Genomic DNA, 12810 nt, shown 5'->3' with positions numbered 1-12810 from the left:
CACTCAATACTAGGTTTAGAGGTTTTCTTTTGAAAGTTGGCTAATGCTTCCTCCAATACTCGAAATTTTTATAGTTTGGCATCCTGATGATGCGTCCGGTGATGAATTAGCAAAAATCATTTTTGATCATTTCATGCACGGACCAACTTTTTCAGGAGTGATCGGGGGAGGCATTCAAGTATCCTTGCGTAGCTCTGGCTGGGGAGTTGATAACGATGCCCCACGACCAATCTACTCCACACAAACTGACGCTCCCAACGGACTTCGCCCAGCACAATTTGTTGCAATTGTTCCGCTAATTGGAACCGAAATGGCCGCAGCTGTCGAAGATACTAATTCTGCTTGGCATAGATTTTTAACATCGGTTCAACAAGTCCAGACACAAACACCTGAGACTTATGGAATCTTTCCATACTTATTCTCAAAAGGTGCAAATAACAAAACCACGCTAGGACAAATCTTTCGAGAATATCAATATATAGCTTCGGGAAACCATGATGCTACAGTGGAAAGTAATTCGAGTATGTTGTGTCGTGATCTTACACAAGGGATCGCTCAATTAGTTTCTCCAGACGAGATGGATAGGCTCACAGCCTTCATCAGTCATACCAAACACCATTCAGTTGATGAAAATGATGATGTTGATGAACTTATAGAATTGGTACGAAGAGTTATTGGGAATACTCGCCTGAATGAATTTTTCGATGCTAGTGACCTGCAGCCAGGTTCTGATTGGGAGGCAGAACTTAGAGCCAGGTCTGGAACAAGTGCGATGCTAGCGCTAAGAACCGATTTATATTCCAGCCGTGAATGGTGCCAACGAGAAGTAGCAATTGCTAAGGTTAGCGGAATGCCTTTGATAATGGTTGATGCGATTGGTTCTGGAGAAGAACGAGGCTCATTTTTAATGGATCACGTACCTCGAGTTGCTGTGCGGAAGATAGAAAATCAGTGGCAGGAAAAGGACGTGTATAGAGCACTAAACCTTCTTGTAGATGAATGTTTAAAAAGAGCGCTTTGGATGCGACAAAAGGAACTCGCTCAGGATAGGCCCGAATTAGATGTTGCATGGTGGGCGCCTCACGCGCCAGAGCTGCTCACTCTTTTTATTTGGATCAAAGATTACTTACTGAGCAATCCTATGCCCAATGAAGGCATCAGAATATTACACCCAGACCCACCACTCGGCCCAGAAGAAAGAGAGGTTCTTATTAATTATGCAAGAAGTACGGAGTTAACATCCGAAATTGATATAATGACGCCACGGCAACTAGCAACTAGGGGAGGATGATGATGGATGATGGTAAGGATCGCATGGAACTTCTTCCAGCTGACTCCCTAAGAGGGATGCGTCTTGGTATATCAGCATCGGACAGCCCTGATTTAGCCAGACTAGGTTTACTCGACACACATTTTAGAATGACGTTAGGCGAAATAACACGCACTGTAGTGATAGCGGAGGGAAGCATTTATTACGGGGGGCACCTTCAATCTAATGGTATTACAAACTTTCTTATTGAAGAGCTTCAACGCTATGGGCGTCGAGATAGACCACTCAAAGTATGTTTAGCATGGACAGTTCATCGCTCAATGAGTGCCGATGAAATCAAAGAACAAAAGGAATACTTAGGACTCTTTGGCGAAATTCATTTTCTCGACCCCGATGGACTGCTTCTAGATAGGCACCCCAATGAACCGGTTAAACCAAAATTTTCCGAAGAAGAACACGCCGCCTCGCTTTCTGGATTGAGAACTTATATGACTAGCAATACCGAAGCTAGAATTGTCATTGGCGGGAAAAAAACAGGCTTTCAAGGAGCAATGCCGGGTATAGTTGAAGAAGTACTTTTCTCGATTGAGAACCGCCAACCACTTTACCTTGCTGGGGGGTTTGGCGGTGCAACACTTGATGTAATTCGGGCCTTGCGTCCAGATTTTGCGGAATGGTTCCCGCAGATAAAAGGCGGTAATGAACTTGATGCTCGCCTAACTGATGGCCTTAATCACTTGGTTGAGATTGTCAAAGCGGAAGGTTGGGATGGTTATGAGAACGGCCTAAATGACGAAGAAAACTGTTTATTAGCTGCCTCATATCGACCTAGCGAAATCGCGGCATTGGTGGGTAAGGGATTAGGGCGTTTATCAGGCGATTTGGAAGCCGCTCCCTAAAAATTAGCCCCGTAAAAAGAAAGAGGTTCATAGATTGCTTGTCTTTATCGTGTCCAGTGGCGAAAGCATTGGCGGCATACAATCGGCGTACGGTTGGCTTCAATAGCATTGTCGCGCTGAAAGCGTCTCCATGAACATGGTCTGGGTTCTTAGGGGCAGGAACGCCCTTATGTCCCGCTGATGCGTCTCAATGAAATTGTCGATGGGATTGCATAAGGGAGCGCGAAGGCTCTCTTTGCTCTGCATGAAATGCGAGTGGTAAAACGGCGATACGGTTTGATTGGCACAAGAACACCCTGCTCATCTGGCAACGCCAGTTCTGTAACAGGGTTTGAATTGCGCCATGGGCGAGAGGGATAGAACGGGAGAGCGCAGCGTCTCCCTTCTCAAGATGTTAGTGTTATAAAATTACATTTATTTTGTAATACTAACTACATCTTGCGTTCTGCCTTATTTACTAATTACGAATTTCTCTGAGGTGTTACAGAGGGTCAAAACGTGTCACTGATCCCTAAATGCAGTTTCGATAGAATTGCATCTTTCTGGAAGTATAATGTCACAATAGCGGTTATAATAATGTTGAGCCTTTTCAAGGTCACGAGATACCAGACCACTTTTATAAAAAAACCATGCTAAGTTGGAGCAAGAAGAGCTTGTGTCTAAACCGCATTGCTCTTTGAAAATTGCCAATGCCTTTTCAATATCTTGAGGCACGCCCTCTCCCATTAAGTACCTTGAACCTAAATAATTACATCCAAGTCCATTTCCGAGAGTGCAGCTTTTATCGAAATAAGTAACAGCTTGTTCATCACTCTTTTTTACACCCCATCCTCTTCGATAATGAACGCCAATTAAAGAACATGCTCTGCCATGCCCATCTTCACAAGCAGGGCGCAAAAATTGTGAGAGTTCAACCCCGTGGTCTCTGGGCAGAATTAGTCCTGAGTGCTTTCCAATTGCATATAAAGTCATCGCATTGGAGTTTCCGTTTTCTGCCGCAGAAAGCAGGGCGCTTTGGTCAGAAGATTGGATGTATTTGTAAAAATACTTCAGATGTTTGTTCGACCAATCAGTTTTAGAAATTTCGCCCCATGCAGAAGCGACGGGACTACTGGCTCCTTTAGATTCTGATCGCTCTACAACTTGATGAGACTGAAAGCTTTCAAATCCTCTTAACAAAAGAATGAAAATAATGGTGGCGATAACAATACTCACCAAAAGGATATATTTCTGCCAAGATCGCTTAGATTCTTTCTCACCTTCGCTTATGGTTATATTTTTGATGCCCTCTTTCTCAGCGTCTGTTGTTGCTGGCTTGTCGAGCATCTGTGTAGAAGAAGTTTCAACGGACGGTGAACCGCTACGATATTCAAAATTATCCGCAATTTCTAACGGACACTCCGATAAGTCAGGGTGACCAATGTAAGGATGGTGTTGGATTTTATGTTTATCGTAAAACCTTTTGGCATGTTGCTCATGTCGATACCAAAGCCACGCCAGCAGGGGAGGAATATAACCAGGCGCCGCACCATTTTGGACTTGCGTCAAAGAATTTTTGAGTTTGTTAAAACCCACCTCTACAGAATTTGGAAGTGGATTATTTTTTCCATTCAACGACGACCATTCTTGGACAAATGGAAATACATCACGATAAAGATCCCTGTTATCACCTTTTCGACAGTTTCGTATAAGCGCGACCAATTCCTTTAAAAGAGGGTAGCTTTTGTAGTTATTCTTTACGCGATCATAAAGAAATTCTTTATCAGAAACATAGTCTTCATAGTTCATAGCTTTTTCTTGCAACCCACCGGCATGAGTGTCAAAGATAAAAGTATTAGCTCCTATGGAACACTAGGTCCGAATTGGGATTGAGGCGCGTCAATTTTCCTTCCGTGAGTCCAGTATTCTACTCTGGTAACCGCTCCATTTCGGTCATCTCTTTCTATAACAGCTGGGTTATTTACCCTGTGTAAACTGCCTTCAAAGTACCACTGTTCAACAAGAGGAAACCCAGTTTCTCCGTCATATGATGTTTCTGCTGGTCCATATTCTCTGTGCAACAAACCATTTTGATACCACCACTCCTGATCAACATTCTTATCTGAATCGTATTCTAGTATTGCAGGAGCTCCGTCTCTGTGCAGTGCTCCATTCACCCACCACTCCTCAAAGCCTATCTGCTCTCCGTGGTAAAATGTTGTAGCTGGTCCATCCAACCGGTGACGCCTACCTTCAATATACCATTCTTCCATAATTAGTGGCTTTGTTTCAAAGGAATGGTCAAAATATTGCCTTGCAGGTCCATCTTTGCAATGGACTTGTCCCTTCTCGTTAAACCATGTTTTGCGTTGTAAGCGTGGTGTCTCCCAATCAGACATATCAACGCCCCAATCTCGATGGAATCCATTTTCAATAGTATCAATTCCTAAAAAGCTCTTTTCATTCATTCTGTCCTCGATGTGCGCTACGCGTCTTTTTAATTAAAAAAGTTATAATATCACATTATTGGACATAATTACAAATTTTTTACGTTCGTGGTAAAGTTATTGAGGTCTACCGTTCAAACCAATCATTGTAAGAAACCACCTCTGCACACCCTCTATTTATATGTATTTTATACATTTTTTATTTTCCAACCTTTACCCACCTTGCCCTCATCAGTGAATTTTGTCTGGCATAACGCATTTTGCGGGATGTCATCGGATTAGCTAACCGATGTAACTGAACATCGATGTTCTCCAATTTGGAGAAAAAAATGCCTGATAAAATAATTATTTCTTTGATTGATTACGAAATAACGATTGAGCAGCGGGAGCAAGCCCGCGATGCTTTACTACGAAGAAAAGCAGAGCTTGATGTTGGCATGTATAAATTGCAGTTTTTCATAGCGAGAAAACTTAGCATTTACCGTGGCCGAGTTTTGATGGAAGACGGGAAACTGATCTACGGAGGTGGTGTCACAGCTCGCGACCTTCAAAACTTTGTGTCTGGGCGGCGTACTACCCTTGCAAAACTTTATCCGATTATCGCCTATCTAGCGATTGTCGAATATCAGCGCAGAACAAATGCAGATGAACAAACATAAGTTTGCGCACTGATTACTTACATAAGGATTGGAAGCGGTCTGCCGCTTTCAATCACTATCTAAGCGTCCTCAACAAAAGGAGACTTGGACATGACACAACAATCCCAAACCCCACCTCTACAATCTACAGCGCGTGACCCTCAACTTGCGGTCTCAAGCCAAAGAGCAAAGCCTGCACTCTGGCTTCGCGTCATTGCCACGGCGTCCGTTTCAAGCGCTGTCATTACAGCAGGAGTCTTACTCGCCGAAGTCGCAGCTCCGCAAGATTATCACCCATCCAGTATCGGAGCGCTTGCCGCTTCAAACTTTGAAAAAATCATGATCCGTGAAACGGTCATCCCAAAAGCTGAAGCTGAACTCATGATTGAGGAAGCCAGAGCCGAAGGGCAGCGCAATGCTGAAATCCTGTTTCAAACAGATTTGAAAGATGTAGAGCTTCGATATCAAAAAGGTCTAAAAGACATTGAATTTGAGTTTCAAAGAAATATCGCCATCGTGCAGGCCAATCTCCAAGACTCGCTCAAAGCTTATGACATGCTTTATCAGCGCACAAATATGATCCAGCAGGTCGCTTACCAAATGGAAGCCTCGCTTATGAATGTGAAACAGGAAGCCATGACAAAAACGCATGGCGGGTGGAACCTCATGACGATGCTTGGTGATGTTGGCTGTGCTCTTTCTTCACCAGAGGCATGCCGTCTTGCCCAAGAGGGACGGCAAAAAATCGCAAATGATTTAGTCGATATCAGCCGTTATCGCTCTGGGGAAGTGTCGCGCGATTATCTGCAAGGCATTCAAGACCCGGCTCAACTGCGCTCTCGCCTCATGCCAAACGGAAACTAAACTAAAAGATTAATTCTTTCTCTTGCCCCGCGACCTACCAGTTGCGGGGTCTTTTGTTTAATGGAAGCTAAAATGTCCTCTCGCAAATCACGACCTCCAATCACTTACGCCAACACGCTCGATAAAAAGCCAAACGCAAAACGCGCTGCCCCAAAGCAAGCTAAATCACCTCAGTCGGCTCGTCCTGATTTTCGGAAAGGTGTTTCAAAGGCTATGCAGAGTAAAGCTAAACGGGCCAATGCTGCAATTACCCCTCAAGCGTCATTGCGCCCTGAACCCAAGCTTCAACCCAAAGGCATGGGTGAGCACGGGGTAAATTGGAACGCGCATTTAGCGCGATTACAAAAAGCAAAAAAGGCGGTGAAGATAAACCGCACCGCCTCAAAAGATTTTAATCCCACAAAGACTAACGACCTTTCAAAAGGTCGTTAGAAACGTCTTATATATCTTTATAGAGCCCCTTAAACATTGGGTCTTCAAAGTAAGGCGTGCGCTTTATTGCAAATGGCCCAACACCCCCAATAAAGGCAACTGACATGCCCGTCTCGCGATCAAAGAATGACGCGACCTCATCTGGATTCATAAGACGGGTTTTAAGGATTTGCTCTGTGCGTGATTCCGTTTCGCTTTCAGATGAATTTGTCGTGTCTGAATTTGATGTCGTGCTCTGCGTCGAGCCACCATTCGTGCACGACGCTGATCGACTATGCGCTAACGGGCTTTTAAAGCGGCGCGAGAACACGTCCATGATGGATTGCCCGCCCTGAATAGTGGCCGCTTTAGACAGCGGAGCCATATCAGATTCCGATTGAGACTGACTGCTGGATTGGCTTTGCCCTTCGCTTTGACTGATTCCTTCTGTCCTTGACCCTCCTTTTGATTTAGAGTTTGAACGTCCTGATGTCTCTCGGATAATCTCTGTTTCGCCCATACGCCGTGAGAGCCAATCAAGAGTGGTCAGATCATAATTGGCAAAAAAGATGCTAACGCCTGCATTCGCGACGAAAGTTTCCCAGCTCTCTTTATAGTTGTGTTTAATTTGCGTTAAATCTTGGGTGATTGTCCAGAGCTTAACCCCATACCCTGCCATGAGACCCGCTGCCTTCTCGAGCATGTCCATATGACCAAGGCTGGCAAACTCGTCCAAGATAAAAAGAACGGGGTGGCCGAATTTTGGTTTATCAAGTCCGATCTCACCCATGCGAAATAGAAGCAAACTGATGATCAGGCGCAAGAACCGTGCATGTGTTGGAAACATCCGCGCCGGTAAACAAAGATATATGGATAAGCCGCCTTTTGAGGTTTTGAGTGCGTCTATATCAAAGTTGGTTTTGGCGAGCGCGTCTCGAATTCGAGGAGTTGATAAAAAGCGCGTGTTGCGCCTTGCGGTACTTAATATTCCGCCTCTCTCATTTTGGCCTGTCGCCATGATGGAGTAAGCCGCGCCCGCAATGACATCACGCACATTTTCGTTTTCTGTTTCACATGATGCCATGTGAGCCCAAAGTGCATCGAAATTATTCATCTGACTCGTCCTCTTCTTCAGCGGTGATTTCCATGATGTGCCGGAAGTCTGGGTCGCCCTTAATTAAAAGCTGGTGCACGCGCCCTAGATTGCTTGTTTCAGGGGGTTCGGTATCGCAGACATGGAGGATTAACCCTGAAATTATATCCCGTGCACTTTCGTCCCAATGCGCGTCTTTGGCATTGGCTTTGACGATAAGCGCGTCTGCAATCATGCCCGCAATATCAATCGCCTCATCAGATGTGATGTCGATGAGGTCTAGCGGGTTGAAGAAGCCTAAAAGCTCTTGTGGCAATTTGGCTTCATTATAGGGGTCAATGGCAACGACTTTATGCCCGCGCCGTTTGGCGCGGTGTCGTGCAGTTATTGCCGCGTTCTCACCTTTGGGGTCAATGACGACCGTGCTTCCCTCCCAAAGACAGAGATTTGGAATAATAAGACCGGAGCCTTTACCGCCACGGTTTGAGGCTGATGTAAAGACATGGCGATCATCATTGACGCCGATGGGCGTTCCTTGCGCATCACGTCCAAGCCAGATGTCGCCTTTTTTAAAGGGCTTAGGAAATATCTGCCATGAAGCGGTCGCGAGTAGCTTATTGCGATTGTCTATCTCCTTGTTTCTAGCTTCGCCTCTTGGAAAGCCAAACATTTGAGTATTTTTTGGCAAATTCATTTTCTTGTCCTTTCATAAATTGAAAGGATAGGCTGACTTGAGACTATGCTAAATTACTACGCAATCGGCAGGAAACAGGTGAGAAACGATGGCATAAACCATTCGCCAAACCACATTCAAATATGATATAATATTTCTATGAAACGGACGAATGCCGAAAAACAACAAGCTCTCCAACGAGCAAAAGATATGGTTGCAAATAATGCCATCGAGGGCCTTATTACCCATCCAGATGACCGCGCCTTCTTGGATGACTTACAAAACCGCGATTTGCGCAAAGGCGAGTCTATAAGACTTCTGATTGAATATTTTCAGAAGAAGGGTCTGATCCCAAACGATTATGATGAAAGCTCCAGCCTAGTTGCAGAATGACGTCATATAACGAGCGGTATTTCTATCCGGGTACAAACACTTTCATCAATCACTTTGGGATAAAAGACTCTATGGTCTTAGCTCAAATTGAGACTGCCATAACTGAACAAGCGGCATTTGAAACCCCAACAAACAAAATGAAATTTAGCCCAGAAGGGTTCAAAAAGCTCCACGGGCAAATTTTTGGAGGCGTCTATCCCTGGGCGGGCGACTTTCGAAATGTGGATATGGCGAAACATATCGAGGGCGATAAACGCATTCATTTTGAGAAAGGTGTTTTTGTCAAAACCTCTATGGAGCGTTTATGCGGCGAACTTAGTCACGACCTCAAATCGACTGACGGCTTCAAAACGAAGGATAAAAAACAGTTTGCACACCGCGCCTCTGTTTACCTAGCCGATCTGAATTTTATCCATCCTTTTCCTGAGGGTAATGGACGGATTCAACGGTTATTCTTGCAAAATTTAGCAGAACGCTCAGATTTCTCGCTGAATTATAACAAACTCAGAAAATCTTCCTGGATAGAAGCTTCAATCGATTCATATAAACAGCCTGTCATGGGCGCACATCGTGAAATGGGTGCCGTAATTGAAGGTGCAATATCAGAACGGATCCTTTCAAAGTCCAAAGATAAAAAGGAAGAAAAGTTAAAATATTTACGCCAGCAGATAAAGAATAATGACCGTGATAACAAAGATCGTGGGCGATAACATATAAGGAGAAAAATCCGACGCATCTTTGAGTTTTAACCATCGGTTATGACAAAATAAATTATGAATAATTCTAAGCGCGTGGCGCTTACAAGAAATCAACTTGACAAACTCATATCTGAAAAGGAGCGCACAAAGGTTGGCGTATTAAAGCTTTTACGCGGGACACGAAAAGAACGACCAGAAGGAATCACGGTCAGCATGATTGAGGGGTGGATGTCTGGCGAGATATCTACGGCTTCTCCTGTGCATTTAAATTGGGTGCTGGAGCGGTACCAAGACTATCAACCCAACACCAAGATTAAATCAAAATCGGATCGTATTTCGATCGCAGAAAGTATGCGTCAGCATCTCAAGTCCGAAAAAGAACGCACGGGACTTGGCACAATTAACATCATGCGTCACATGCCCAAGCCCTTGCGAGATGGATTGACCAAAAAACATTATACAATCTTGAGAATTCGGAACGGCAAAATCTGCGAAAAAAGAGCATTGAAATTCTGTTATCGAAATATATCGTTCGATTTAGAATAGTTCATTATTATAAAAAATTAGCTTGAAAATCCGAAATTAGTTCCCACATATAAGGAATTGGCTGTTGTTGTCAATTTGGTCACTATTCGAAGAGGAGAAGAACTATGAGTGGATTGATTCTTTCTACAAAAGTAGAAGCAAAAGCTAAGTTCAGCTCAGGCGGCCCTACAGCTTGAACTAGTGTGGGTCGGTGATGCTTAACAAAATAGCGATCATCGGCCCAACCTTCTTAAAAGGTGAGCAATATTTTGAAAAGATAGGTAAACGACTAGACTGCGCGGTCAGCTGGATTGACACATCAAGTAATCGAAATGAAATTAAGACACATTTCTTACGAAAAGATATATCCATAAACACCCATACAATCTCTTCCTTCGACCTTATTTTGTATTTCCCAAGAAACTATTCTTCGTCTTGGTGTGGTCTATATTCGACTGCAAGAGATGAAAGTTATATCCATGCATCATGGGAGCCAATAAACGACTACTTATCTGAAATTTTAGCAAATGGGCCTACCTTTAATTGTCCGAAGTGTGCAAAAGCCATGTCAAATAATCTGATATCCTTACGTTTGGCAGTGGCTCATGGGTTGGAAGTTGTGCCTTGGATTTGCACAAATACAGCCAAGAATATTCCGAAATCCTTTGGTGACAAGCTAATTATCAAATCGGCAGGCTATCATAATGAAGTATCGTCAGGAGAATTCATCCCAACGTCAGTCGTCGAGAAGGATGATTTAGATGAAACACTAAGTGAAGTCCCAATAATTATTCAACCTTATATTAAAACGGCTAAGGAACTAAGGATTTACTCTTTTCCTCACCGCACCATAGTCACGGAATATGAGAAAGTAGGCGAAATTATTGACATACGTTTTTCACAAGAGTGTCTTGATACGTTAGAAGTAACGCAAGAACATCAAAAGCTATCGGATCAAATTCGTTGTTTTTTGAACGATGTTGGATTGCTTTATGCGGCTGTAGATGTCCTCGTAGATTCTGGTACGTACGGAATAATAGATATTAACCCGCATGGTACATGGGACACTATTTCTAATGCCTCAATTTCGTATAAAGTAACCGAATGCTTTTATGAAGCATTTTCAGATACGGAGCTTGAAAAGAATGTGGAGACGTTTAGCGGTATTCATCGGTGCCCTTGTAATAATTTTCTTACTGATTTACGCTGATTGGGACAGAATATCACAGACAGGTTCCGGATTTATCGACAATCTTATCGCCGCAATTATCGTGTCGGCGGTATTCGGTATAATTGTCGATCTACTTGTTAATAAGAGAACTGAAGCTCTTGAGAAAAAGATTGAAAGTATCGCATCCAGCCTCCCTGCCGCAACAGTGAAGCATGTAATTTCTTCAACTCTAGATGCTGAATTGGCCGCAAAAATGCTAGGCTCTTCATTAAATTCGAGGTGTGGTAGTGAGGAAAGCGCCTCTTCACTACTCAAAATTTTCAATCGAACTTTGTCATCCGACAGACTTATTTGGGAATCCAGAGTAACGTTGTCCTTTAGACCTGTGTCGCAAGGTCAATACGCATTGTCGATAAGAGAAGATTGTATAATCCCGACTACATGGGATGAAGTTATTATCGTTTTATTAAACAACATCCATTCGATTCAAGCCGTATCGAATTATAGCTTGGATATAGATAAAATTTATGTGTTGCCTAATCAAGTCAGTATTTACGACGACAAGGCAGCAACCGACATCGTTAATCTAAGGTCTGGAGATGGTGTCGTCAGTGATTTTGAAGTATCACTTTTATCAGAAGCTCAATCCAAAAATTATCTTTCCGATATTGGTGTAAAATGCGCCGACTATTCAGAGTTTCGGATAATGAAAGTGGCGCTTTCAAAAGATAAAGAAAAAAATAGAGTCATTTTTGAGTTCAATTCCATTGAAACTATTTCTGATGGATATTGTTATTGGACGCCTGACCGCCCTGCCTTTGTGCGGGATATTATGATAGACTACACTGCTTTATCCTCGGAAATAAAAAATGTGCGAACAATAGAATGTTTATGGAACGAAAATATTGCTAAAGATGATAATAAAAAAGGAAAAGTCAATTACTGGATAAACGATTGGCTTATGCCTGGTCACGGAGTTGTATTAAAATGGGAAGGTTAAAATCCGACAAAATACCCTTTTTTGAAAATGGTACGGATAACGTTAGATGTATGCCTGCATGTGTTCGGTCAGCAGTATCCCACTTACTACCAGAAGAAAAATGGAGTGGCGAGCGCGTTGAGAAACTGGTCGGCTTTCAACCGTCAAAAATGACGTGGCCGATGAAGTCTTACCTTGAGCTCTCAAAATTAGGGTTGGATGTCGTTGTTTACGATCCAATGGATTTTGAGCGGTTTGCCACCTCCCCCAAAGAATACATGACAGAAGCGTTTGGTGAAGATTTGACTAAACTCTATTACGAAAAGAGTGATGTTGAGGGTGCAGTAAAAGACACTAAAAATTTACTCGAATCTGATGTGAAGCTAAACATAGTTGTGCCTGATTATTCAAACTTAAAGCAACTGCATAGCGACGGATACTTATCGATATGTCATATAGATCAGAATCAACTTATTGGACTCGATACTCCGGGTGATCATTCCATATTGGTTTTTGATGTAACTGATAATGGCGTAACGGCTCACAACCCCGGTCCGCCTCCAACGGCAAATCAATATATTGAACGTGATTTTTTCAATTATCTTTGGTCTTACCCTACAGACGAAGTGAAAACTATTTTAGCATTAAAGAACCCAAAAATCTCATAAACTTGAATATCTGATAAGGTCTTTTGCAGAATTTCATACCCGACTTAAATCTATTTTCTAGCTATATCAGCCCTATAGCAAACTACATAAAATTTGAAATAA

At 43.0% G+C, this 12810-nt stretch carries 15 protein-coding genes; 11 read left to right on the top strand and 4 right to left on the bottom strand.

Translation table 11 applies throughout. The features are described 5' to 3' along the window. The first annotated feature begins 43 nt into the window (after positions 1–43). Together ACNA05_RS05870 and ACNA05_RS05865 are read left to right on the top strand one after the other, a co-directional pair. Positions 44–1291 carry a TIR domain-containing protein gene (locus ACNA05_RS05870; protein ID WP_415810477.1) on the top strand — a complete coding sequence of 416 codons (1248 nt, stop codon included), beginning with the start codon at positions 44–46 and terminating at the stop codon, positions 1289–1291. After that, the gene (locus ACNA05_RS05865) at positions 1291–2169 is read left to right on the top strand and encodes a hypothetical protein (protein ID WP_415810476.1); all 879 of its coding nucleotides are present in this window, start codon (positions 1291–1293) and stop codon (positions 2167–2169) included. Before ACNA05_RS05870 ends, ACNA05_RS05865 begins: the two co-directional genes overlap by 1 nt. Before the next feature lie 501 nt (positions 2170–2670). On the opposite strand, the gene ACNA05_RS05860 is transcribed toward ACNA05_RS05865, so the two are convergent. Together ACNA05_RS05860 and ACNA05_RS05855 are read right to left on the bottom strand one after the other, a co-directional pair. Continuing rightward, the gene (locus tag ACNA05_RS05860; RefSeq protein WP_415810475.1) at positions 2671–3957 is read right to left on the bottom strand and encodes a tetratricopeptide repeat protein; all 1287 of its coding nucleotides are present in this window, start codon (positions 3955–3957) and stop codon (positions 2671–2673) included. A gap of 53 nt (positions 3958–4010) precedes the next feature. Beyond that, positions 4011–4616 carry a hypothetical protein gene (locus tag ACNA05_RS05855; protein ID WP_415810474.1) on the bottom strand — a complete coding sequence of 202 codons (606 nt, stop codon included), beginning with the start codon at positions 4614–4616 and terminating at the stop codon, positions 4011–4013. A gap of 308 nt (positions 4617–4924) precedes the next feature. Between ACNA05_RS05855 and ACNA05_RS05850 the strand changes: the two genes are divergently transcribed. The 3 genes from ACNA05_RS05850 (at position 4925) to ACNA05_RS05840 (ending at position 6529) form a co-directional block, all read left to right on the top strand. Then, positions 4925–5254: a hypothetical protein gene (locus ACNA05_RS05850; protein ID WP_415810473.1), complete on the top strand. Its 330-nt coding sequence runs from the start codon at positions 4925–4927 to the stop codon at positions 5252–5254. A 90-nt stretch (positions 5255–5344) separates the two neighbouring features. Beyond that, positions 5345–6097, top strand: coding sequence for a hypothetical protein (locus ACNA05_RS05845; protein ID WP_415810472.1), 753 nt, complete (start codon positions 5345–5347; stop codon positions 6095–6097). Positions 6098–6169: 72 nt separating this feature from the next. Beyond that, positions 6170–6529: a hypothetical protein gene (locus tag ACNA05_RS05840; RefSeq protein WP_415810471.1), complete on the top strand. Its 360-nt coding sequence runs from the start codon at positions 6170–6172 to the stop codon at positions 6527–6529. A gap of 7 nt (positions 6530–6536) precedes the next feature. Here ACNA05_RS05840 and ACNA05_RS05835 read toward each other — a convergent pair whose 3' ends face one another. Together ACNA05_RS05835 and ACNA05_RS05830 are read right to left on the bottom strand one after the other, a co-directional pair. Beyond that, on the bottom strand, positions 6537–7622 hold the full coding sequence (locus ACNA05_RS05835) for a type IV secretory system conjugative DNA transfer family protein (RefSeq protein ID WP_415810470.1): 1086 nt from the start codon (positions 7620–7622) through the stop codon (positions 6537–6539). Continuing rightward, complete coding sequence (locus ACNA05_RS05830) at positions 7615–8295, bottom strand: type IV secretory system conjugative DNA transfer family protein (protein WP_415810469.1); 681 nt, start codon at positions 8293–8295, stop codon at positions 7615–7617. Before ACNA05_RS05830 ends, ACNA05_RS05835 begins: the two co-directional genes overlap by 8 nt. Positions 8296–8433: 138 nt before the next feature. Here ACNA05_RS05830 and ACNA05_RS05825 point away from each other — a divergent pair, with 138 nt between their 5' ends. The 6 genes from ACNA05_RS05825 to ACNA05_RS05800 all read left to right on the top strand — a co-directional run bounded on the left by ACNA05_RS05825 (position 8434) and on the right by ACNA05_RS05800 (position 12708). Continuing rightward, complete coding sequence (locus tag ACNA05_RS05825; RefSeq protein ID WP_415810468.1) at positions 8434–8667, top strand: hypothetical protein; 234 nt, start codon at positions 8434–8436, stop codon at positions 8665–8667. A 71-nt stretch (positions 8668–8738) separates the two neighbouring features. Beyond that, entirely contained in the window at positions 8739–9377 is a 639-nt protein-coding gene (locus tag ACNA05_RS05820) for a Fic/DOC family protein (protein ID WP_415810467.1), read from the top strand. Between the two features lie 63 nt (positions 9378–9440). After that, the gene (locus ACNA05_RS05815) at positions 9441–9911 is read left to right on the top strand and encodes a hypothetical protein (protein ID WP_415810466.1); all 471 of its coding nucleotides are present in this window, start codon (positions 9441–9443) and stop codon (positions 9909–9911) included. 193 nt (positions 9912–10104) lie between these two features. Continuing rightward, positions 10105–11100, top strand: coding sequence for a hypothetical protein (locus ACNA05_RS05810; RefSeq protein WP_415810465.1), 996 nt, complete (start codon positions 10105–10107; stop codon positions 11098–11100). Further along, positions 11036–12061, top strand: coding sequence for a hypothetical protein (locus ACNA05_RS05805; protein WP_415810464.1), 1026 nt, complete (start codon positions 11036–11038; stop codon positions 12059–12061). The genes ACNA05_RS05810 and ACNA05_RS05805 overlap by 65 nt, the downstream gene beginning before the upstream one ends. Then, the gene (locus tag ACNA05_RS05800; protein ID WP_415810463.1) at positions 12049–12708 is read left to right on the top strand and encodes a hypothetical protein; all 660 of its coding nucleotides are present in this window, start codon (positions 12049–12051) and stop codon (positions 12706–12708) included. Before ACNA05_RS05805 ends, ACNA05_RS05800 begins: the two co-directional genes overlap by 13 nt. Positions 12709–12810: the final 102 nt, after the last annotated feature.

This window comes from Litorimonas haliclonae (genome assembly GCF_965138505.1).
Lineage (GTDB): Bacteria > Pseudomonadota > Alphaproteobacteria > Caulobacterales > Maricaulaceae > Litorimonas > Litorimonas haliclonae.
The sequence above is the reverse complement of the archived record's forward strand: the minus strand, read 5'-3'. Positions and strand labels throughout refer to the sequence as shown.

Bases quoted from the DNA above. Each gene is read 5' to 3' on its own strand.
- ACNA05_RS05870 (WP_415810477.1), top strand. From the start codon at position 44: ATGCTTCCTCCAATACTCGAAATTTTTATAGTTTGGCATCCTGATGAT.
- ACNA05_RS05865 (WP_415810476.1), top strand. From the start codon at position 1,291: ATGATGGATGATGGTAAGGATCGCATGGAACTTCTTCCAGCTGACTCC.
- ACNA05_RS05860 (WP_415810475.1), bottom strand. From the start codon at position 3,957: ATGAACTATGAAGACTATGTTTCTGATAAAGAATTTCTTTATGATCGC.
- ACNA05_RS05855 (WP_415810474.1), bottom strand. From the start codon at position 4,616: ATGAATGAAAAGAGCTTTTTAGGAATTGATACTATTGAAAATGGATTC.
- ACNA05_RS05850 (WP_415810473.1), top strand. From the start codon at position 4,925: ATGCCTGATAAAATAATTATTTCTTTGATTGATTACGAAATAACGATT.
- ACNA05_RS05845 (WP_415810472.1), top strand. From the start codon at position 5,345: ATGACACAACAATCCCAAACCCCACCTCTACAATCTACAGCGCGTGAC.
- ACNA05_RS05840 (WP_415810471.1), top strand. From the start codon at position 6,170: ATGTCCTCTCGCAAATCACGACCTCCAATCACTTACGCCAACACGCTC.
- ACNA05_RS05835 (WP_415810470.1), bottom strand. From the start codon at position 7,622: ATGAATAATTTCGATGCACTTTGGGCTCACATGGCATCATGTGAAACA.
- ACNA05_RS05830 (WP_415810469.1), bottom strand. From the start codon at position 8,295: ATGAATTTGCCAAAAAATACTCAAATGTTTGGCTTTCCAAGAGGCGAA.
- ACNA05_RS05825 (WP_415810468.1), top strand. From the start codon at position 8,434: ATGAAACGGACGAATGCCGAAAAACAACAAGCTCTCCAACGAGCAAAA.
- ACNA05_RS05820 (WP_415810467.1), top strand. From the start codon at position 8,739: ATGGTCTTAGCTCAAATTGAGACTGCCATAACTGAACAAGCGGCATTT.
- ACNA05_RS05815 (WP_415810466.1), top strand. From the start codon at position 9,441: ATGAATAATTCTAAGCGCGTGGCGCTTACAAGAAATCAACTTGACAAA.
- ACNA05_RS05810 (WP_415810465.1), top strand. From the start codon at position 10,105: ATGCTTAACAAAATAGCGATCATCGGCCCAACCTTCTTAAAAGGTGAG.
- ACNA05_RS05805 (WP_415810464.1), top strand. From the start codon at position 11,036: ATGTGGAGACGTTTAGCGGTATTCATCGGTGCCCTTGTAATAATTTTC.
- ACNA05_RS05800 (WP_415810463.1), top strand. From the start codon at position 12,049: ATGGGAAGGTTAAAATCCGACAAAATACCCTTTTTTGAAAATGGTACG.